Source organism: Microcoleus sp. AR_TQ3_B6 (genome assembly GCF_036702785.1).
Lineage (GTDB): Bacteria > Cyanobacteriota > Cyanobacteriia > Cyanobacteriales > Microcoleaceae > Microcoleus.
The window spans coordinates 74,279-96,161 of sequence record NZ_JAUBVJ010000017.1; the positions used below are offsets into that span (position 1 = coordinate 74,279).

At 44.7% G+C, this 21,883-nt stretch carries 18 protein-coding genes; 2 read left to right on the forward strand and 16 right to left on the reverse strand.

The window, feature by feature from the left end; translation table 11 throughout:
- Positions 1-579: 579 nt before the first annotated feature.
- From QUB56_RS11280 to QUB56_RS11305, 6 genes are all read right to left on the reverse strand, one after another.
- Entirely contained in the window at positions 580-1,578 is a 999-nt protein-coding gene (locus QUB56_RS11280) for a sugar transferase (RefSeq protein WP_332955232.1), read from the reverse strand.
- Between the two features lie 373 nt (positions 1,579-1,951).
- A complete protein-coding gene (locus QUB56_RS11285) occupies positions 1,952-2,620 on the reverse strand; it encodes a DUF3318 domain-containing protein (protein WP_015178535.1) in 669 nt (222 codons plus the stop codon).
- Between the two features lie 173 nt (positions 2,621-2,793).
- Positions 2,794-4,422 (reverse strand): DUF2079 domain-containing protein, encoded by a 1,629-nt coding sequence (locus tag QUB56_RS11290; RefSeq protein WP_332955233.1) that lies wholly within the window; start codon positions 4,420-4,422, stop codon positions 2,794-2,796.
- A gap of 26 nt (positions 4,423-4,448) precedes the next feature.
- On the reverse strand, positions 4,449-5,225 hold the full coding sequence (locus QUB56_RS11295) for a polysaccharide deacetylase family protein (RefSeq protein ID WP_332955234.1): 777 nt from the start codon (positions 5,223-5,225) through the stop codon (positions 4,449-4,451).
- Positions 5,218-5,946 carry a glycosyltransferase gene (locus QUB56_RS11300; protein ID WP_332955235.1) on the reverse strand — a complete coding sequence of 243 codons (729 nt, stop codon included), beginning with the start codon at positions 5,944-5,946 and terminating at the stop codon, positions 5,218-5,220. Before QUB56_RS11300 ends, QUB56_RS11295 begins: the two co-directional genes overlap by 8 nt.
- Before the next feature lie 267 nt (positions 5,947-6,213).
- Complete coding sequence (locus QUB56_RS11305; protein WP_332955236.1) at positions 6,214-6,411, reverse strand: hypothetical protein; 198 nt, start codon at positions 6,409-6,411, stop codon at positions 6,214-6,216.
- Between the two features lie 34 nt (positions 6,412-6,445).
- Between QUB56_RS11305 and QUB56_RS11310 the strand changes: the two genes are divergently transcribed.
- Complete coding sequence (locus QUB56_RS11310; protein ID WP_332955237.1) at positions 6,446-7,372, forward strand: polysaccharide deacetylase family protein; 927 nt, start codon at positions 6,446-6,448, stop codon at positions 7,370-7,372.
- Positions 7,373-7,433: 61 nt separating this feature from the next.
- Here QUB56_RS11310 and QUB56_RS11315 read toward each other — a convergent pair whose 3' ends face one another.
- Positions 7,434-7,580 carry a hypothetical protein gene (locus tag QUB56_RS11315; protein WP_332955238.1) on the reverse strand — a complete coding sequence of 49 codons (147 nt, stop codon included), beginning with the start codon at positions 7,578-7,580 and terminating at the stop codon, positions 7,434-7,436.
- Here QUB56_RS11315 and QUB56_RS11320 point away from each other — a divergent pair.
- Positions 7,579-9,027, forward strand: a complete 1,449-nt coding sequence (locus QUB56_RS11320; protein WP_332955239.1) for a DUF5009 domain-containing protein — start codon at positions 7,579-7,581, stop codon at positions 9,025-9,027. The two genes, QUB56_RS11315 and QUB56_RS11320, sit on opposite strands and share 2 nt — an antisense overlap.
- Before the next feature lie 80 nt (positions 9,028-9,107).
- Here the strand turns inward: QUB56_RS11320 and QUB56_RS11325 are convergent, their stop codons facing one another.
- From QUB56_RS11325 to QUB56_RS11365, 9 genes are all read right to left on the reverse strand, one after another.
- Positions 9,108-10,169 (reverse strand): hypothetical protein, encoded by a 1,062-nt coding sequence (locus tag QUB56_RS11325; RefSeq protein ID WP_332955240.1) that lies wholly within the window; start codon positions 10,167-10,169, stop codon positions 9,108-9,110.
- Positions 10,170-10,241: 72 nt separating this feature from the next.
- Positions 10,242-11,513, reverse strand: a complete 1,272-nt coding sequence (iscB, locus tag QUB56_RS11330; RefSeq protein WP_332955241.1) for an RNA-guided endonuclease IscB — start codon at positions 11,511-11,513, stop codon at positions 10,242-10,244.
- Positions 11,514-12,130: 617 nt separating this feature from the next.
- On the reverse strand, positions 12,131-12,484 hold the full coding sequence (locus tag QUB56_RS11335) for a type II toxin-antitoxin system HicB family antitoxin (protein WP_332955242.1): 354 nt from the start codon (positions 12,482-12,484) through the stop codon (positions 12,131-12,133).
- A complete protein-coding gene (locus QUB56_RS11340) occupies positions 12,468-12,737 on the reverse strand; it encodes a type II toxin-antitoxin system HicA family toxin (RefSeq protein WP_332955243.1) in 270 nt (89 codons plus the stop codon). Before QUB56_RS11340 ends, QUB56_RS11335 begins: the two co-directional genes overlap by 17 nt.
- Positions 12,738-12,871: 134 nt before the next feature.
- Entirely contained in the window at positions 12,872-13,573 is a 702-nt protein-coding gene (locus QUB56_RS11345) for an AbiU2 domain-containing protein (RefSeq protein WP_332955244.1), read from the reverse strand.
- A 113-nt stretch (positions 13,574-13,686) separates the two neighbouring features.
- Positions 13,687-15,096, reverse strand: a complete 1,410-nt coding sequence (locus tag QUB56_RS11350) for a ferredoxin:protochlorophyllide reductase (ATP-dependent) subunit N (RefSeq protein ID WP_006634711.1) — start codon at positions 15,094-15,096, stop codon at positions 13,687-13,689.
- A 490-nt stretch (positions 15,097-15,586) separates the two neighbouring features.
- Positions 15,587-17,089, reverse strand: coding sequence for a DUF5331 domain-containing protein (locus QUB56_RS11355; protein WP_332955245.1), 1,503 nt, complete (start codon positions 17,087-17,089; stop codon positions 15,587-15,589).
- Between the two features lie 34 nt (positions 17,090-17,123).
- Complete coding sequence (gene bchL / locus QUB56_RS11360; RefSeq protein ID WP_332955246.1) at positions 17,124-17,990, reverse strand: ferredoxin:protochlorophyllide reductase (ATP-dependent) iron-sulfur ATP-binding protein; 867 nt, start codon at positions 17,988-17,990, stop codon at positions 17,124-17,126.
- A gap of 1,634 nt (positions 17,991-19,624) precedes the next feature.
- Positions 19,625-21,790: a CBS domain-containing protein gene (locus tag QUB56_RS11365; RefSeq protein WP_332955247.1), complete on the reverse strand. Its 2,166-nt coding sequence runs from the start codon at positions 21,788-21,790 to the stop codon at positions 19,625-19,627.
- Positions 21,791-21,883 lie beyond the last annotated feature (93 nt).

A 21,883-nucleotide genomic window follows, 5' to 3' on the forward strand; every position in this document is an offset into this window, starting at 1 on the left:
ACACTAGCGAGTTCGGTACGCTCATCATCCTGCCTTTACTTACCTGTACCAAGCGTCTTACTCAGCGGTGCTGGCAGTGTCTTACTGGTCAGGATTGCACCCTTACTCTTGATGATTCATCGCGTAGTTGATACGGCTAATTGTTGGACACACTAACTATGACATAGATCGCTCGAAGCGATCCTTGCTGCTACTGCGTTTGATTAAGAGCTTGAAAGACCGGGGTTGGCGCGTGACGCCCTAGGCGTGAAAATTCCCGAGTCAGCTTGCGAGGCAGTGATTTGAGCTTGGACGATGTTAGCAGTCGGTACTTTTCTAAACACAGGTGAGTTCTTCTCGTCTGGGGAAATCATGCTGGGTTCATTCGAGTACGACCTCGAACGCGCAAATTGCTAATTATTAATGCTCTGATTCCAAAGCAGGCCACTAGCTGCGCATTTTTTTTCTGTGTGAATTTTAACACTTAATGCTAACGTAGGTATCGCTACCGATCGCCTGCTTGAGTAAGTATCTAGTTCAAGTCCCCCCCGCCCGTCGGCAACAGCACCTGAAAATTCAGCCGTGGGTTGTAGAGGGATTCTACACAGCGCCGCTATTTTTGTTAAACAGGACTGTTATGGTTTTAACAATTAGTTTCAAGTCATACATCAGGCTCCAATTTTGTTGGTATTTTAAATCTAAACGGATGACATCTTCAAAATCCCGGACTTTAGAGCGACCGTTGACTTGCCATTCGCCGGTCATCCCAGGCTTGACATCCAAACGCTGCCACTGAGGGACTTCGTAGCGCTCAACTTCGTCTGGGGTAGGCGGTCTGGTGCCGACTAGACTCATATCGCCTTTGAGCACGTTCCAAAACTGCGGCAGTTCGTCGAGACTGGTTTTGCGCAAGATGCGCCCGACTTTCGTAATCCGCGGGTCGTTGTCATTTTTGAAAAATGCGCCAGAAGCTTCGTTTTTGATTTGGGCTTTCATGGCTTCGGCGTTGGTACACATCGATCGAAATTTCCAAATCCGAAATCGTCTGCCCATCCAGCCACAGCGGGTTTGACCGAAAAATATCGGGCCTGGATCGTTGATAGTGATGGCTGCAGCTATGGGTACGAGCAAAATTCCTGTAATCGTCAAACCGACGATTGCCCCAACGATATCTATCAGCCGCTTCACCCACGATTGCACTGAGGGGTGGGTCATCGGTAGGTAATTGTCCGAGGGGTCGGTCTCTGTGGGAGTTGAGGTTGCAGAGGGCTGCTCGATCGTCAGCACTTGATCTAGGCTGGTGAGAGCAAATACTGCCATCACCTGCGGCTTGAGGCTTCGGAGCACCAAGTCGCTGCCGCGCTGTTTGGCAAATTTCAGATTGCTGACTAAAGCACCTATCCCGCTACTGTCGATGAAAGTCGTCTGACTGAAGTCTAGGACTATTTTGCTGGGAACGGTGCTTCCGGAGAAAAGTTGCTGGCAGGTTGTCTTGAAGTTTACGGCTTCAAGTACGCTCAAGCGCACGGGTATGTGAACGGAGGGAATCTCGTCCAAGTACGTAACCCGAAAATCTGCCTCTGGGGTTTGACTGACCATGAAGTCCTGGTTTCAAATTTCAAGCTGATGTCTTTAGCCTATTGTGTCTTAGCAGCTCCACCTTACGCTAGGTTTATATCAAAGCTTTATAAACCTGAAAACTGTGGCGCCGAGCGCGAGCTCAAAGGCAAGGGTAGAGTTGAGTTTACCAGTCCCAGTTTTGACCCAAAGATTTTTAAACGCAGTCGCTGCCAAACTTTCACTATATCGGCCTCAAGATTTTTGTGGAGGGGGCCGATTAATCTTGTCGTTAATAATTGAAGTGCCCCTCTTTGGGCGGATAGCCACCGCAGTTAACAGTTAACAGCTAACACAGAAGTCAACAGTTAACCGTTAACTGGAAAACCCCCGTACCAAGCGTCGGGGGATGAGGTTAAGAATTGTAGACGTTTTCTGACTGGGAGGTTTCGCGGGTGATGGGTTTGACTTTGGCTTTAGCTTTGGCTGCGTTGCGTTTGAGGGCCTGGAGACGAGCTTCGTATTTAGCCCGCTGCTGTTTTTTGGAGGTTTGCTCGATTAAGGTTTTTAAGGCGCTGCCGAGGCTTTTGTAGGCGTTTGGGAGAGTGTAGCCGAAGCGGGTGGCTAGGGCGAGGGCTTTTTCGTCGGCGTCTACTGCTTCTTTTAAACTTTTCTCTCCGTTGTTTTTTTGGTAAAGTCTCCAGCCGGAGACGCCGCACAGGGATAGGGCCAGTAACAGCAGCAAGCCGTCTTGCACCCAAAGTTCGCCGACGGCGCCGCCTAAACCAATGGCGAGGGCTGCCATTTCCCAACCGTCTCTGGGGATCGTGTCGTTTTGGATTCTAGCGACTTCGTGCCAAAATAGTAGGTTGCGCTGATCCATTGCTAGCTGTTCCCAGCGGATCAGGTCTATTTGGATTTCTACCTGGTCTTTGCCTATTTCTTCGCTGCGGATCAGCGTAGGATTAACTTCTATTGTTTTTTCTACTGTTACCCAACTTTGGAGTTCTGGGGGCAGTATGTTTTTCAAGCGCCGGATCTCACTCATCTCGGCTCTTGCTGTAGAGGTTGCATAGGATGTCATAGCTCCGGCCTATTGATTTTCCAAAGGTTAATATGTGTCTATTTCTGGAGTATAGCAAACCTTGAATCAAAATCCAGTCTAGCAACGGGGGTCGATCGACCAATACTTGCAATTTTACTTGATTTTACTCTCTGGGGGCGATCGCAACTGCCTGCTAGATCATTGAATTTCGACTATTTCATCAACGGTTCGATTTCTTGCCGCAATTTCGACCAAGCCGACAAAACTTCCGGCTTAGAAGTTATACCTTTTTGAACTAAAACAACTCCGTCCAATACTTCAGCAATTCCGTACAAACCTCGCCGTAGAGCTTCATCGGTAAAACGCACTCCCCCCCGAACTCTACCTCTGTCAACGGGAACTTTTAAATTATTTTGCTTCAACTGCCACAAATCTAACAGCGCATAATCGACATCGACTACTTTTCCCTGTTCGTCTTTCATCTGCATCACTTCTAAACGGATGATGTTCCGGCGGCCCGAAAGGTGGGAAACGATATAACCGCTGGTAGAAACGCTAGCATCTTGGGGAATCAAACTTAAGACTTTTTTGACATTAGCTGCGTGTCCGAGTTGAGCCGGCAAAGATTGATAAACCCAAGGTTGAAAAGAATAAGGAGAGATGAAATACAAAGCTCGATTCGGATTGGAAGTGTACGTAAGCAGTATTGACAGACCGATACACCCAATCCAGAAGCGGTGGAACCTGGGTTTGAATTTATCTTGATGTTGCGACCACCACAGGATTGTACCGTAAAATAACCCCGGAATTATAGCAAATGTGTAGCGAGTGTTGATAGAAGTAGCGGCCTTATTAACAACTTGCAGCAACAGAACCAGTAAAGGAAAAACAGTCATTAACCAGGCGCTAGGAGCGATCGTAGGTACAAATGCTAGCGGCAACCAATGACCTAAAAGATATAAAATTCGCCTACTTGCATCTTTAAAAAATACTTCAATTATGAGCTGAGGTTGACTGATAATCGCCCAAAGCAGTTCTAGTGTTGACGGGTTCTCGGTTTTAACAAATTGCCTAAAGTAATTAGCTAAGTACAAGCGGGAATTGTCAGCCGAAAACATCGGCATGATTCTATTAGTTATGAACACCACGTAGCTAAAGCTGAGAGCGCACAAAGCTATGCCGACGCGGGGGTAGCGCCGACTGACAATTAAATAAGCTCCGATCGCAAACAAGCTAATTCCAGCATCTTCGCGAGTGCCTAATGTTAAAACTGCGAACAGCCAAAATAGCGGCCAGCGCTGCTTTTCTAATGCTAGCAGCAAGCTAAATATAAATAAAGGAATTTGGCAGTGTTCGTAAAAATTTCCCAGCGTCGGGCCGATGACACCATTTGCTCCGTAATAGCTGGCTACTATCATTACCGACAGGGGAACAGATAGATAGTGTCTTGCTAAGAAATACAGCACTATTCCGGCTGCGGCAATTAAAGCAACTTGCAAAACTATCAGGGTAATGGGAGATGGAAATAAGGCATAAATCGGCATCCAAATTAGAAAATCGATGACGAAGTGTTGACCTAAATGGATATAAAATGGGTAGGAAAGTTGTCTGTCCATCAGCGAGGCGCTGGAGGCGGCTGAGGACATTGAACTTTGAAAAAACTTGCCGTGTATGCTATTCCAAAATACTTGGTTAAATAGACCGTGATCGTAGGTGGCTAAGAAGCTTTCGTAGCGGATTATGCTAAAAATTAAAACTAATATAAAAAAGATGGTGGCTAAAATTGTAACTTGACGCAATCCTGTTTGATTGTTCCAGTAGTCGAGAGGTTTAAATTTCATAGTTTTTGCTGAACCCGATATTTGCTCTAAGGTTGACTGAAGTTGTGCTTAAATTCGGAAATAGAAATAAATTTGCCTTGGGTTTTCAGCTTGGTGAGATATTTTTCTAGTTTTTCAACCATTTTGCTGCCTGAGTCTTTTTTGACGTAACTGGGTAATTTAAACTGGGAAATATCTGTGAATTCCCAGGGGTGAAAGTAGATGTTCAGATAGGAGTCTGTTTCTAGCGTTAGCTGGGTTGCTAATTCTATCATTGAGAGGGGGAAGTTTTTAAAGCTCAACCAAAATAAAGGAAATCTGATCAGAGGAGTGACTGAAATGGGAAGGTTGAGCAGTTTATTCGTATAATATGCAGTTCGGGGTTTAGATAGGTTGTTGTATCTGCCGGGGATGTAAGTTGGATTCATTGATGAGTTGTATTCGTAGCCTGCTTTTTCTATTTCTGCGTCGTCAACGGGCTGAAGTCTTGCCATCCTGAATCCAGTGATTTCAGTATTAGTTATTTGTTCTAAGGTTTGTTTAGATTTCTGTAAATCTTCTAGGCAAAATTGAGAGTGATAAAAGCCGTGGGAGGCGATTTCATGGTGTTTTGAAATTTCTCTGATTGTATCTGGGTTGTGGAGTGCAAAGTTAGCTGTCACAAAAAATGTGGCTGTAATATCTAATTTTTCTACAAGTGCAATAATCTTTGACAATCCTCGATTAGAAATTTCAAATTTGATGTCCGATTCCAGGGGTTGACCGTATTCTTCGGGGATGTCAAATTCTTCTATGTCAAAGCTCAACAAGATTGATTTATTCATAGTAGCCTGCGCGGTCGTTGGCTCTAATTTTAAATAAGCAGAGCAGCATATTTAGGGAATCTTTAAATATATTGACTTGAGAATTTTTGTAGAGATGGTGCTGGGAAATCTTGGCGGGAATTTCACCAATGGTATATCCTTTTTTTTTTGCTAAAAAAAGTAGTTCCGCATCAAATGAAAAGCCAGTAAGTGTTTGTATTTTAAATATTTCTTGGGCTGGCATTTTGTTAAATCCTTTGAGTCCGGCTTGCATATCTCTATATGGTAGATTCAGAATTTTTCCAGAAATTAAGTTAAATATTTTGCCTGATATTTTTCTGAGTAAGGTAAGATTTTGGAAGTTTTCTCGATCGAGGTTTCTGCAACCAATTACGACATCAAATTCTTCTAATTTTTCGACCAAGAGTTCAAGGTGTTCGAGGGAGTAAGCTAAATCGCCATCCATGAAGCAAATGCAGTCGGCGTCTACACATTCGCTGCCTTTTTTGACGGCATATCCTTTGCCTTGACGGTTGCTGTAAGAAATTAGTTTGATGTGATGTGTGGGGAAAGCTTTGAGTTGGTTTTCGAGAATTTGCAGTGTATTGTCGGTCGAGCCGTCATTAACAATAATAAAATTGTAAGCATGGTTTTTTTTGGAAAATTCTAAAATTCTGTCAAAGGTTTGGGCTATGCAATTTGCTTCGTTGTAAACAGGCAGAATTACCGCTATTTTCATCATGGTTGTGCGATCGGGCTTTCGGTCAAATATGGTACCACCTCGGGAGGTAAATCACAAGTAAAAAATTTACAGATAAAATTTGACAGAGAAATTTTCTGACGGGGAGAGGTATTGTTCACTGCTGCTGAAAAAATTGACTTTAACTTTGCCTTGAAAGTGCAAAGATGAAGTTGGACTTTTTGGAATCTTTGAACACCGGGCAGTTTAGGGGGTTGGAGGGTGCTGTCGGAATTGCTGCTGTCGATCGCCCATACTGGCTAATCTATCTCAAATGATGACTTTTGAGCAAGCGGACGATCGCCACTCCTCTAGCACCACTTCTGTCCTGTGAACCGGGGTTGCGGGATAAGTGCGATCGAGACAAATTGTATCATGCTGGAGTTGGGCCAGCTTATCTTTAGGGAAAACGCGGGCGATCGACAATCTAGATGCTCCCAGCAGCCAGAAAAACCCTCTTACTCCCACCCGAACCCTTTACCTCATGAGCTTGTAATTGTCAATGGTAAATTATTTAATTAACAAATTGCCCGAGTATTTTCAACCGCGTATTACGCTCCGAAAAAAACGCATTATTAGCTTTTTACTAGCATTTATCCTAACTTTCCTCACTTCAAAAGTAATCTTAGAAATCATCACAGTACAAATTCCGATTTTCGGCTTTCATGATATTGTTGACCTTCAGAATCTCCAGGAAATACCACCGCAGCGGCGAGAATTTCCCGGCGACTACAGCCAGCAAAATTTGGCACTTTTTTTAGATTACTTAGTGAGCAATAACTATTGGTTTTTGTCATCCCAAGAGCTTTACGAGTATTTCATAGCAAATCCCAAAAAGCCCGTGCCGAGTGAATATCGGGATCGCCCAAAAGTCATGATTACTTTTGATGACGGGAATAAAAGCATTTATACGCACTTACTACCGATTTTAGAAACACTCGAAAATAAATACGGCAAAAAAACCAAAGCAGTTGTATTTATCAACTCCGGCTTCTTGGGTCATCAGCACTCGCTCATAAAAAAGGTAACTTGTCAAGACTTGAGAGACGGAATGCAAAAAGGTTTTTATGATATTCAATCCCACGGACTGAATCACGAAAATTTAACAAAAATTTCTCTGACAGCATTAGACCGAGAATTATCTGAAGATCAAATTAGACTGAGGAAATGCACCCAAGATTTAGACCAAAATCGAACAGTCGCCTCACACATAGCCTACCCGTTTGGCGCTGTCAACAAACAAGTTGAAAAATACGTTGCCAAATATTTCTCATCAGGATACTTGTACGACAGTTCAAAATTAAAACTGCGGTTTTTTCCACCCAATAAATACCGAATTTCCAGGTTGACAGTCAATAAAAAACACTCCGCCCAAAGACTCAGCAGGCTAGCTTCAGGAAGCTGGCTGCACAAATTAATTGGCAAATAAGCCGGAGATATTCTATCATTTTTGAGCAAATAAGATTTTTAGTAATATCATGTGCCGTAAATTAACCGTGATTCCGATCCGGGCTAGGTTCACCATTATCTATCAAAAAGCGCAAAAACTCCAGTAAACCCGCCCCGGCCGATATCTGGCGGTCAACCAACCGTACTTGATATAAATTAGCATCCCAAAAATCAGAGGTAAAAGACATGGTGAAACAAGAAAATAGTTTAGCAGTTGCTGCCGTTTCCCAACGCGCAGACGCCCTGGATGCCCTGCGCGGACTAGCAGTTTTAGCGATGGTTTTATCCGGTACAATAGCCCGGAAAACATTGCCGGCGTGGATGTATCACGCCCAACTGCCACCGCCCGACCACATTTTTAATAACAAACTGCCGGGATTAACCTGGGTTGATTTAGTTTTCCCCTTCTTTTTGTTTGCAATGGGGGCCGCGATACCGCTAGCTTTGTCGCGCCGCATCGCCAAGGGATGGGATACAAAAAAAGTGATTTTATCTATTTTGCAACGAGGCTTTTTGTTAGCATCATTTGCGATATTTCTCCAACACATTCGCCCGACTACAATTAACCCAGACGCCTCCATCCCGCAGAAGTGGTGGATGGCCTTGTTTGGATTTTTAATATTATTTTTAATGTATGTTCGCTGGCCGTCCAGGTGGTCTGTGTGGTGGCGAACCTCCTTAACCCTTGCTGGTTGGAGTGCCGGGATTAGCTTCGTATCTCACATCAAATATCCCAACGGTGTAGGCTTTTTAGTTAGCCGTAACGATATTATCTTGATGGTACTAGCAAATATGGCTGTTTTCGGCTCGCTAATTTGGCTGTTTACTCGTTCAAATACGTGGTTGCGAGTGGGATTTTTGGGCTTGCTGTTGGCGGCGCGGCTGTCTTCTCCTACTGACGGTTGGATTAATTTAGTTTGGCGGTACTCTCCTGCACCTTGGCTGTTTCAATTTGATTATTTAAAGTATTTGTTTGTAGTGATTCCCGGTACGATTGTGGGCGATTTGCTGGGTCGGTGGATAGAGTATTGTTCGCCGGAAGAGGCGAGTTATGCTAGCTGGAAGAGTTGGCGCTATTTCAGCATTATGGTTTTGATGTTTGCTGTCAATTTAGTTTTGTTAATTGGACTGCAAGCTAGATGGGTGTGGCAGACTGCATTAGTGACGGTGGTGCTGTGTTTGGGCGCTTTGGTTTTGTTGAAAAAGCCAGGGAATGTCACGGAAAATTTATTGAACCGCCTTTACAAATGGGGGTTTTATTGGGTGGTTTTGGGTTTGATGTTTGAGCCTTATGAAGGCGGAATCAAGAAAGATTCAGCGACGATGAGTTACTTGTTTATAACGGCGGGAATGGCGATTTTGCTGTTGATTGGGTTGATGATAATTATCGATGTGTTTCACAGAAAATGGTTTTTGCAGTTGTTTATTGAGAACGGGGTGAATCCGATGATTGGCTATGCAGGATTTGCGAATATTATCTGGCCGATTCTGGTTTTAAGTAAATTGGAACCAGTGATTATTGAGATGACTTCCACCAATCCGTTTATGGGTTTTTTGAGGGGGTTGGGATATACGACGATTCTGGCGTTAATTGTGGTAGTGTTTACGAGGTTTAAACTGTTTTTGAGGACATAAATTTTGAGGCGGGTAGTAAGAATTTTAGTGCTTATTGATTCAAACTAAGGGAGAGGACTTCCGTCCTCTCTAGGAACTTATTAAGATTGGAGCGATTTCAAAATACCGCTTTCCAACTGATAAATTGCTGCCATAATCCCGCTTTCAGGATTTGTGAGCAGGGACTTTTTGACATCTTTTAAGTATTCTACAATGTGTGCCCGCAAAATCGGTCTTTCTACTTTGACTGTGTGATTGTAATCCCACAAGTCCCAGATGATAATCCCGATGCCGACAATCGGGTCGATTAAACTTACTCCCAACTGACTAGCAACTGTACCGCCTGTTTTTGTTGCCATTTTGGCGGCGGCTTTGCTGGCAACTTTTGCGGTAACTTTGCTGCCAATTTTAGTTGCTACTCCCAAAATTAAGGGTTTAGCAATTAAGTAGCCGCTGCCCCCAACTAATACTTTTAATGATAAATTCGAGACGTTTCCTTTGTCGCTAATTGTGGTAGCAATATCGTTCAGATATTTGTCCCACTGTACTTGCGGTATATTATAATTGTTTTGAACTACTTTCACATTCTTGCTAACTTCGGCTATGTACAAGTTAGCAGTATCTTGAGTGATTAATTGAAATCGCAGTTGAGCATTTTTGGGTACGAGTACGCGGTTAGCAAATTCTCTTTGAAAGTCTTCGGTTAATTTTTCGGAAACAGCACGAGATGCTGCATTCATATCAAATCTGTTGAGTACGGCAGATTTCACGAAATTAAAAGGTACGGTAAACTCCATCTTTTTTTGATTGAAGTAATCGAAGTACCAATCGAGGAAACTATTGTCTAGTCTTGCAATTACTTCGGCTTCCCATTTGTCCAATTCTTGGGAGGCGAAAGTTTCGGCTGTTGTATGGGATTGTTGGATAGCGTTTTTAATGTCTTGGTTGACTTTGCTAAAATCGTGTGGCGGCGAGACTACAACTGCTGTGGTTCCGGTATTTGTTAGTGACTGGGAAATTAGAAAGTTACCTAATAGGGGAATGATGACTACTAAAATTACGATCGTCCAAATCATCGGTGTGACAGTTTTGATAAACTGAGCGATAACTCTGAGACGTTCTGTTTTCTCTGAATAGCTAATTTCTTCCTTGTCTTGACTCATCTGTCTTCCCCCTTGGAAACTCCCGCTGTACCTGTACCCAGGTCAGCGGTGAGAGGAAAAGGGGGGCAATGTCTATGCTGCATACGAATAACCATCCTTTCTGTGAATAATTGAACAATATTTGTAGCTAATTCCCGACACCAATTCGGATGCGGAAATATTGAATGAGCCACTCGTTCTTACGGCAACACGTCCAACGTATGTACCAATTTTTTTGCCAGAGGTAACGACTGCTTTGACAATATCTCCCGTTTGAAACCCTTTAACAAACTTAAACCGGGGAACATAGCGAGATGGAAAGCCAAATTTGTCGGTACGGCACATTTGACGTGTCCCGTGACCAGTTGCTTTGATCAATAGTGGCTTGTTTGTTAAAATCTTCAACGACTCAACCTTTCCGACACAAGCTGCGTCTAGCCAGTGAGTTTTAGCTAAATTTAGTCGAGTACGGTTGAATTTTGTCAAGCCGCCACTGCCAGTAGAAACAGGCAAGTCAGTTGTACGGAGTCGATTAAATAATGCCCAGCGAGTCGAATTGACTGCTGCTGCGTCTTTTAATGGACGTTTTGCTTGAGATAGAATCCGCTTCAAAATCTCTGGTTTTTTAGACAAGAATTGCTCAACATCTTGAGTACCTTTCTTTTTGTTGCAAGCGTCGCAAGCAAGACAAAGATTAGAAATGCGATTAGAGCCGCCTTTGGCTTTGGGATGAATATGTTCGACTTGTAATGGTGTATTGGTAACGCCACAGTAAGCGCACGTTCTCTCCCATTTGTTTAGCAAATATTCGCGGATCTCGTAACCATGTAAAACGCCTTGTTGATACTCGATTCCAGAAATTTCTGGGTTTTCTAGCTGTTGTAGGTCAAATCGCACAAGTTCTTGAGTAATAGAAGCAATAGGAGCGACCTTCGTCAATCTAGTTACCCAGGTTAGAGTTGTTTCAACACGATGTTGTAGGCTTGGAGCTAGCCACCCTTTAGGGCGAGTTCTATTTGAAAATTTAGCTTTCCGATAGCGAGTATGGCGATTTCTCCGGCCTCTACGCAATGAACAACGAGATTCTATACTAGCTTTGATAGCTTGACCTCGGTGAGTTAATTCTGCACCAAAGATTACGTCCTCTTCTTGCACTAATGCGATTCCAGTAGTTTTGGAGCCAGGGTCTAATTTAAGAATGATTGGTTTTTGGGGTGCTATTACCTCTACTTTGAGAATGAGTGTGAATGGATACCTTTTAAAAACAGCAGCTTTGCCATTGCTTAGCAATTTACGAGCTAGTCCTGGGCGGATTGGATTGAGCGGTCTTTTTTGGGTATCAAGTACAAAAACTAAATTAGACATTGAAGTCCTCCCTTGTGGGGTAATGTTTGCTTCGTCAATGTTTAAGGTCGGTAACTATATCAAAAGCACTGGCTTAACCCTTACACCTGTTTAACTTCTGATTTCTAGGGCCGAAAACTAGCACGCATCTTCGGGTAGGTACTTGAACACTTGCCTTAAACGTAGTGGGCGAACCACTTAGACTGGTCAACTAGGCAGTTTCTGTGCCCGCACCGTATCGGTAATCCGATCGGTGCCGGGTGATTGACGGCGGTTTCTCAACTGATGAGAGTTGGGCTAGTTTCGATTATAGGCGATCGTACCTGCGATCGTGTTACGGGTGTGTGGCCTGAGATTCTGGAAAGGTTGGGGAAAAGTCCGCGCGAAGCTACCCCAAAGGGAATCGCCAGTTTTTAATTTTTGACTGCATAGAAATTAAAGTGGTACTATTTTTGAATATATCTCAAGCTGTTAATATGACCTTAGATCCTTATTCTAAATTGATTGAAAAGTACGATCGCACTCTTCATCCGCGTTAATCTGCGTTAATCTGCCTGCATCAGCGGTTCATAAAAAAATAAAAGAGCGATCCCCCTTGAAGCGTGCCTCAAACTTGATAATCCTTATCTGATTATCTTTTAGCCTGCTTTACTTAACACAAGCAGAATGTACTGGTCAAGACTAACTCCTTCCCTTTCTGCTTTTTCTGCTAAACTCAAATGTAGAGATTTAGGAATCTGTAAAGATAGACTTCCACTATACTCAACCTCCGTTGCAGGTAAAGGAATCTCATCGCCGCACTCATAAGCAGTCTCTATCCACAATTCCCTAGCTTCCTGAATATTCTCCATCGCTTCGGACAAAGTTTCACCCTGAGACATACAGCCAGGAAGGTCTTTTATTATAGCTGTATAACCTTCAGGTTCAGGATAAAAATTGATAGGATATTTCAGGCTCAAGTAATAATCTAGGGATTTAAGCTTGACTTTCATCTTCTGATTCATCGCTCCATTCCTCTAACTTCAATAATGCCACAATTTGCCTGACGTAGACTCCTTTTACCTTCTGACCGCCCTTTTTAGGGACTGTAATCTTTAATCCATCGGCATTTCGGAAAGAATGGTGACTTCCTTTCGATCGCTTTTCTTCAAACCCAAAAGCAGTTAGGATATAGCACACATCGTCAAACCGCACTTCAGACGGGTTTGATAAAAATTGTTCGATCAGTTTTCCTAACTTACTCATCTTAACCAAATTTTCCGACTATCTATCACAGCTTTCCATGACTTACGCAGTGATAACGATTTTTTGTCATTCTGAGCGATAGCGAAGAATCTTAAGGTCGGATACTACCGTTACAATGCGTAAGTCCTGTTTCATTAGGGGGTTGTACTTATATCTAATAAGTTATTGTAATCCTCGGGGAACTCTGGAGGAATTTCAATCTTTAAAAGAGACATATAGCGATGACATATTTCTCTCGCCTCATCGATCAGTTTTTGCAAGTCATCTTTGTCAAGCCTAGTCATCTCTTCAGGCATTGGCAAGAAGACCGGGTTTTCATCTTCCTCATTGTTTAATATATTCCAGTTTGTATTCATAACATCTAAAGCGTTTTTATATTTAAAATGTTCTTTCTTGTCATAGTGAGCTATTGCTTTGTCTCTCTGATTAAAAAGTATTTTTTTCAATCCATCTAGATTCGGATCGTAATCTTGGTCACCCGGTTTTTTATATGTTAATTTAGTTTGGTCTTTCTCTAATTGTTTTCTGTCTAACTCACCTATTTCCTGGGAGTGTTCTTTCCATGATTTATAATTACTATCAACAATATTTAAAATTTTGGGAAGGCTTACAGCATCTTTATGTTGGTCATATACTTGAGACACATATAATACACACAGGTTGCGAAATCCCAAGGCAGTCATCCTCCAGAAACAAGGTGCTTTCGCGTATTTTTCTGGCGTACTATTGCAACCATAATATAAATCATAAGCTACCGACAAATAGTATTGAGCCTCCGATAGCCTATCATCAATAGAGCGAACCATATCACCAAATTCTTCTTTTTCAACTGTCATTTTGATAGTCTTTTATTGATTAACTTATAAAGTAGGGTAGGCATTACCTACCCCACTTATATAATTATAGCGGTTTTTACAGCAGTGAAAACCGGAAGTAGATGAGCTAGAGATTAAACCTGAGCCTCATTCTTCACCAAATTACCCCAACCCAAATCCTTCAGCGAATTATTCCGGCGCAGCGGACGAGTCACCAACTCCAGAATATCCCGCGCATTACCAAAGCCGTGAATCTGAGCAAAAGTAAACTCAACAGACCACTTAGTATTAATTCCCCGCGCTTCCAAAGGATTAGCGTGAGCCATACCCGTAATCACCAAATCAATATTCTGCTCGTAAATCCGCTGAAGCTGATTGTAATTGTCCGGTTTCTCCACAATCCGAGGAGTAGGAACTCCCATCTCGTGACAAGTCTTTTCTAACAAAGCCAATTCCGCCGCCTGATAGCGCTTGTCCATATAAGGAATGCCAATTTCCGGGCAAGTCATGCCACAGCGAATCAAGAAACGTGCTAAAGAAATCTCCAGCAAATTGTCGCCCATAAAGAAGACAGATTTACCGCGAATTATTTGCAGGTAATCTTCCAAACCAGCCCAGATTTGCGCTTCCCGTTCGTCCAAACCTTTTGGTTCAATTCCCAACACTGAGCAAATCTTTTCAATCCAAGCGCGAGTTCCGTCAGGGCCGATCGGGAATGGCGCACCAATTAGCTTACACTTGCGGCGGCGCATCAACGTAGAAGCAGTACGCGACAAGAACGGATTCATACCCGATACATAATAACCTTCTTCCAAGACTGGCAATTCAGTGTAGCGCTTGGAAGGAAGCCAACCGGAAACTTTGATTCCTTGCTTCTTCAATTCTAGAGTTAGCTGAGTAACAACCGGATCGGGCAAAGAACCGAAAAGTACCAGCGGTGTGTGCTTGACATATTCCGATTCATCTGCTGCAACTTCCTCTTTTTTCTTACCGAAATTCAGCAGTTGAGAGATAGCATTTCTTTCTTGCTTCTGAGCTTCTACAACAGGAGCTTTGTCAGGGCATTTAGCAGCCATCGCTGCCAAAACGGTATCTTCCCCTTGAGTAAAAGCGTAATCCAAACCGTTAGCGCGCGCTGTGACGATGGGAATGCCAATTTCTGCTTCGAGTTTCGGCGCTAAGCCTTCCAAATCCATTTTGATGATTTCGGTGGTGCAAGTGCCGATCCAGACAATTACACTCGGGTTACGATCGCGCTTAATTTGCAAGCACAGCCGCTTCAACTCATCATAATCGTTTAACTGAGCGGAAATATCGCCCTCTTCCAACTCAGCCATCGCATAGCGAGGCTCAGCAAAAATCATCACGCCCATTGCGTTTTGCAAGAAATAGCCGCAAGTCTTAGTACCGATGACCAAGAAAAAGCTATCTTCAATTTTTTGATAAAGCCAAGCTACGCAGCTAATCGGACAAAATGTGTGATAATTGCCTGTTTCGCATTCAAAGTTTAAAGCTTCCGGTTCATTAGTAGTAATAGCAGTCATATGTCAAATCTTCTCCCTTTAAATTGTTTTTAGTCTGAAACAGGACTGGATCGCCTAGCCAGGAAATACCTGTATTTTGCGATCGCATCTGTTGCTGCAGACAAGCATCAGTAGTTTTTCAGGTTGTTTTTCCTCTCGATCGCGAACAGGCCGAGCGGCGAGAAAACACCTGTGAAAGTGCGATCGCCCCGAAGCAGCGAACAATAATAGAAATACCTGGTTTTCGCGTAAATCCTCTGAAAAATAGATGCAGCCCACTCAATATTTCCGCAGCAGCCGCAGCATCCAAAATTTTGGCTAAAAAATTCTGCGCGAGGGCATACAATCCCTCACAGCAGGGATTTAGTGTTCTTCAACTCCCTCGCGGCAAAAAGCCTTTTGGCAGTTGTGAGTTTGAGCTAATTAAAAATTAACAACTCGCAACTCACAACTCACAAATAGACCGGGAAACTTCAAGAGTAGGAGAGACGCGGGCGATCGCGCAACAACCTCACTTAAAATCCGACAAAAAGCCCGAAATTTCTTCATCCTCATCGTCGGAATCCAAATCGCCGAGATCTAAAGCATCTAAATCATCTTCCTCAGGATCTCCGGTAGTTGCTTCCCCGAGATCGTCAAGTCCGAGATCGTCGAGGTCATCGTCATCAGATACAGAGAAATCGTCAATACCGTCTTCGTCCAAGTCGCCCAGATCCATGTCTAGGTCATCTGAGGTCGCTGTCCCAAACGGATCGGGTATTTCTTCGGCGACAAAATCTTCATCTTCTTCCCCAAACGGATCTGATATCCCCCCTTCGATCTCCTCAGAGGTCAAAGTTCCAAATTGTGAGGATTCTTCTTCATCGTCATCGCCGAGGTCGAGACCGTCCAAAGCCGAGGCTTCTTCATCATCGTCATCGCCGAGGTTGAGACCGTCCAAAGCCGAGGCTTCTTCATCATCGTCATCGCCGAGGTCGAGTTCTTCATCCTCATCGCCGAGGTCGAGATCGCCCAAAGCCAAGGCTTCTTCTTCCTCGTCGTTACCGAGGTCGAAGTCAGATGCAGCCTCTTCCTCGTCGTTACCGAGGTCGAAGTCAGATACGACATCTTCCTCATCCTCGCCGATGTCGAAGTCAGATACGGCGTCTTCCTCATCGTCGCCGAGCTCAAGACCGTCCAAAGCCGAGGCTTCTTCCTCATCGTCGTCCATGTCGAAGTCGGCGACTGCTTCTTCCTCATCGTCGTCCATGTCGAAGTCGGCGACTGCTTCTTCCTCATCGTCGTCCATGTCGAAGTCGGAGACTGCTTCTTCCTCATCGTCGTCCATGTCGAAGTCGGAGACTGCTTCTTCCTCGTCATCGCCCAGGTCGAAGTCAGAGACTGCTTCTTCCTCATCGTCGTCGAAGGATTCCTCCTCGGAACTCAGTGCTGACGCAGCAGCAGCCAGACCTGCGGCTCCGGCGACTCCGGCGACTACTCCGGCTGCTGCTAAGGCCGCACCACCTAATTTATTAGATTTGGCATCAGCGGGTGCAGCAGTTGCAGTTTGAGTCGCTGCGGGTGCAGCAGTTGCAGTTTGAGCCGCTGCGGGTGCAGCAGTTGCAGTTTGAGTCGCTGCGGGTGCAGCAGTTGCAGTTTGAGCCGCTGCGGGTGCAGCAGTTGCAGTTTGAGCTGCTGCTCGTGCAGCAGTTGTTGGAGTTTGGCTGGCCGTCTGTTGCGTGGTATTTGAGGGTATACCCAGCGCCAGGTCCGGGTCAAAATTTAGCCCCAACACTTCGATCAGGCTGTCTGCATCCGGCTTGAGTTTTGAGAAGGGCAGCATTAATTGCTGGAGTTCCGGCTCCAGGGCAGCCGCAATTCCCAGGATGAGGTAAGAAACAGGCCTTTTCCCGCCGTCGGGTGTGGCGACCGTGTTGTCAGCCGTCATGTGCAGGAGCAGCCAAGCCCGATTAGCCTGGTAGTAGTCCAACCACTTCTGTTTGAGAGCAACTGAAAAAGTATCAAAAAAAGCCATAACCTCTTTATCCTCATCCTGATCGCTAGACCTATTAAACCATCATCAGGTCTAGCTCATCTTCCTCCTTCTTGACCACTGGTTGGACTGGATTTAGGTAAAAATCTGATAGCAGCGAGAATAATTCGCGATCGGGCGTGTCGTTGGGCACTACTCCTTCGGGCATTGCCAAAATCTGGTCGGCGATGTTGAGGTAGTAATCGCAGACGTAGTTGAGGGAAGGATCGCTCTGGGCCATCTCAAACAAGGTTTTACCTTTGACGCGAGAAACGCGGATGTCTTCAATCAAAGGCAGCACTTCCAGCACCGGCATGGGTACAGAGTCTATGTACTTGTCGATCAAGTCGCGCTTGGAGGTGCGGTTGCCAATTAAACCGGCGAGCCGCAGCGGGTGAGTGCGGGCTTTTTCGCGGACTGAGGCGGCGATGCGGTTGGCTGCAAATAAAGCGTCGAACCCGTTGTCGGTAACAATCATGCAGTAGTCGGCGTAGTTCAAGGGGGCTGCAAAACCGCCGCACACTACGTCGCCGAGCACGTCGAAGAGGATGATGTCGTATTCGTCGAAGGCATTGAGTTCTTTGAGCAGTTTGACGGTTTCGCCGACTACATAGCCGCCACAGCCAGCTCCTGCGGGAGGGCCGCCTGCTTCCACGCAGTCAACGCCACCGTAGCCTTTGTAGATGACATCTTCGGGCCAAACGTCCTCGTAGTGATAGTCCTTTTGCTGAAGGGTGTCAATAATTGTGGGGATTAAGAAGCCCGTGAGGGTAAATGTGCTGTCGTGCTTTGGATCGCAACCGATTTGCAAAACTTTTTTGCCGCGCTTGGCTAGGGCAACGGAGATGTTGCAGCTTGTTGTCGATTTGCCAATTCCACCTTTTCCGTAAACTGCGAGTTTCACTCTTTGTTCTCCTATAGGTTTCTATCAAAACTATGAGGGCTGGGGTTTCATGCTTTTTTTCGATCGCCCAACTGCAATAGCCCCATTGCAATAGCAGGCGTTGCAATAGCCCAACTGCCATGCCCTTACTGTCAGTCGATTTGAGCCTTCCGATTTGAGATTTTAGATTGACTCCACAGATGAATCTGATGGTTCTCCCTAATGTCTAAAATTTTTCGCTCTCGACGACTTTTGTTTGGGGCTTGTATCCGTCTTTCGGTTAGGCCAATTTTGGAGCCTGCCCTGAGTCACCTCGTTGAAAGCATTATTAGCTAACTTGCGATGAAAGGAAAGGGGGCGTCTAAATGAAAATGCTAGTAAATTTGTTTATTTTGCACCTTTTGGAATCTTAACTGGTTTTTTGACTTAAAAATCTATTTTTATATTTTTTTTACATTTTTAATTGATTTTAAAATACTTTTTTAATATAAAGAGGTACAAAAATAAAACACAAATTAATGAATCAAACAATCAGGGCTTTTGGCTTTGGGGCTAGGATGCTGGTCGTTGAGGGCTTGTACGGGTAACTTGAACACGCACAAAGGCGCTAGTGGATGAGGCACACGGGATAGTGAGTTCGGTCCAGTTGGATCAGGGGAGGGCAAAGTTATAGGATTTTTGATTTTTGATTTTTGATTTTTGATGGGGAAAGAGTCATTTTGCTGGGGTTTCTGGTGTTTTGTAAAAAATTGTGAATTTTTAGGAATTGGTGGGGCAGTGTCCGAGTGTCCGAGTGAGGGAGTGTCCGAGAGTGGGGGAGGGTCCGAGGGAGAGTGGAGGATTGTCCGTATATTATGTCTTCCCCATGACTACTGATACCAGTTAAAAAAAAGAATGCAACTGTAGGCCCGTGCTCCCAACCACGAGCTTCATCAGTCATTTCCAATTCTTCACTTCTTCAATTCTTTAATTCTTCAATTCTTTAATCGAAAATATAAATGACTACTGATACCAGTTAAAAAAAAGAATGCAAATGTAGGCCCGTGATCCCAACTACGAGCTTCAATTCTTCAGTTCTTCCATTTTTCAATTCTTCAATTCTTCAATTCTTCAATCGAAAATCTAAATGACTACTAATACCAGTTTAAAAAAAGAATGCAAATATATAGCAATCCTAAATGATTGTACTCGTTACCAGGCTCTTCCTGGTAACGCAGATCCGGAGGAAGAGCCTCCATAGTCTGGGCCGAGGCAGAGCAAGAGTGACATCGGTTCCCAGGAAGAGCCTGGAATTTAAAAAAAAGAATGCAACTATAAGCCCGTGCTCCCTCCCAACTATGAGCTTCCTCAGTCATTTCCAATTCTTCAATTCTTCAATCCTTCAATCCAAAATCTAAATGACTACTAATACCACTTTAAAAAAAAGAATGCAACTGTAAGCCTGCGCTCCCAACTATGAGTTCGAGCAGTCATTTCCAATTCTTCAATTCTTCAATTCTTCAATTCTTTAATCGGAAATCTAAATGACTACTGATACCAGTTAAAAAAAAGAATGCAACTGTAGACCCGTGCTCCCAACCACGAGCTCGATCAGTCATTTCCAATTCTTCAGTCGAAAATCAAAAATCGAAAATCGAAAATCCTCTGACTGCTGACTAATGACAGCTGACGATCGGAATCTCGATCGCAAACTCAGTGCCCAGTCCCGCTTCCGAAACACAGGTGAGCCGCCCCCCGTGCTGTTCCACCACTAAATGGTAAGAAATCGACAGTCCCAACCCAGTGCCCTTGCCGACTGGTTTGGTAGTAAAAAACGGGTCAAATAATTGGCGGCGAATCTCCTCCGGTATGCCCCGCCCGTTGTCGGAAATGCGGATCGCCACAAAATCGCTGCTAACAACTTCAGTGCGAATTGTAATAGTGGGAAAAGTCAATGGAGAACTAGGATTTGAGGGGGGTGAATTTTTCCCATTTTTTGTCGCCCATTTCCCTGTCTGGATTTCTTCATCCAAAGCATCAATCGCATTGCCGATAATATTCATGAACACCTGATTGATCTGACCGGCACAGCACTGGATGTGGGGCAGATTGCCGTATTCTTTAATGATGTGAATAGATGGATGTCCGCCGTAAGCTTTGAGCCGGTGCTGCAAAATCAACAAAGTGCTTTCGAGTCCCTCGTGAATGTCAACGAGCTTGATGTTAGATTGATCCGATCGCGAAAAATTGCGCATCGACACAACTATTTGGCGGATGCGCTCGGTTCCTACTTGCATAGAAGACACGATCTTAGATAAGTCTTCTACCAAAAAATCGACTTCCATGTCTGTTGCTGCTTCCCGAATTTCCGAGACTGGTTCGGGATAGTGCTGCTGGTAAAGTTCCAACAATTGGATCAATTCTTTGATGTAGTGGCTGGCGTGGGAAAGGTTGCCGTAGATAAAATTAACAGGATTGTTAATTTCGTGAGCGATACCGGCAATCATTTGTCCCAAAGAAGACATTTTTTCGGTTTGCACTAATTGAGTTTGAGTTAGCTGCAACTTTCGCACAGTTTGCTCTAATTGCTGCGCTTGATCTTTTAAGCAACTTTGCTTTCGCCGCAGCACTTCTTCAACTCGCTGGCGCTTGATAATATCCCGTCTCAACAATTCATTTGATTCTAAAAGTTGAGCGGTGCGTTCTTCAACTTGTTTTTTTAAGTCGTCGTGAGCTTGGCGCAGGGCTTCTTGGGCCCGCTGCCGCTCTAAAACTTCTTGCTGCAAAAGTTCGTTGGCGCGCTGCAATTGGGCGGCTCGCTCGTCCACTGCTTGCTGCAAAAGCTCGATCGTCCCGTAAACTTCAGATTGGTTAAAAACTTGCGGCAAACTTGTCTCAGAGACAACGCCCAAAAGTTCTCCCTGGCTGCCAACTACTACCAAACGCCGGACGCTGTGCCGCTGCATGGACTGGTGGACACTCCAGAGGGAATCGGCGGGAGATATGCAATATAAAGGCGCACTCATGGCCTCAGTTGCCGAGATTTCCGAGAGGTTTAATTCGAGGGCGTGAAACTGCACGATGTCGCGCTCGGTGACAATGCCGATCGGAATTTCGTATTTTTGTGTTGGTGCCATCGCCCGCTCAGGATGCTGAATTTGCTCTTCGACAATGACGACGGAACTAACTTGATGCTTGACCATGAGCTGGGCTAAATCGAGGGCTGAGGCAGTTTTTGGGGCCGAAATGACTTGGTGCGTCATGACATCTGCAGCACAGCGCAAATTGGTTAGCAAGTTAACCGGTTGCAGGGCTTCGTGGATGGCTTCGCGGGTGATGATGCCCAAAAGTCGCGAGTCCTCATCGACTACGGGCAAATGCCGGATCTGGTGCTGGCGCAACGCGAACATAGCTGTGAAAATATCTGGAGACTCGGATCGTTTGAGGGTAATGGGCTCACGAGTCATTACGTCAGCAATTGTCAGTCCTACCGCACAAGCTGCGACGGTAGTTAGCTTGACGATAATATCCCGTTCTGTAAAAATGCCGATCGGCCGATTATCTTCCACGACGATGACGCAACTGCGCTTGGCCTTGCTCTTGAGAGCGTTTTGTTTTTCGCCACAAAGCTGACAGGAAACGTGCATCGGGTTCATGAGTGCCAACACTTCGGCTATCGGGGTTTCTGGAGCCACGGTGAGGGGGTGGGGGTCGATCGCCCGATCTAAAGGTGACGAGTAGATCGGCCCGCTGTTGGGCCGTCCGGCGGGTTCTGATAATTTTATTGCTGGCGACGGCAGGGCTGAATCTAGGAAATGCTGTAATTGTTGTTGTTGTAGCATGGGTGATTATTAATTTTACTTAATCAATTGTTACAAATTTCCAGACAGGGGTTGGCAGACTTAGCATTAATTAAGGGGGTGACAGATTGTCGA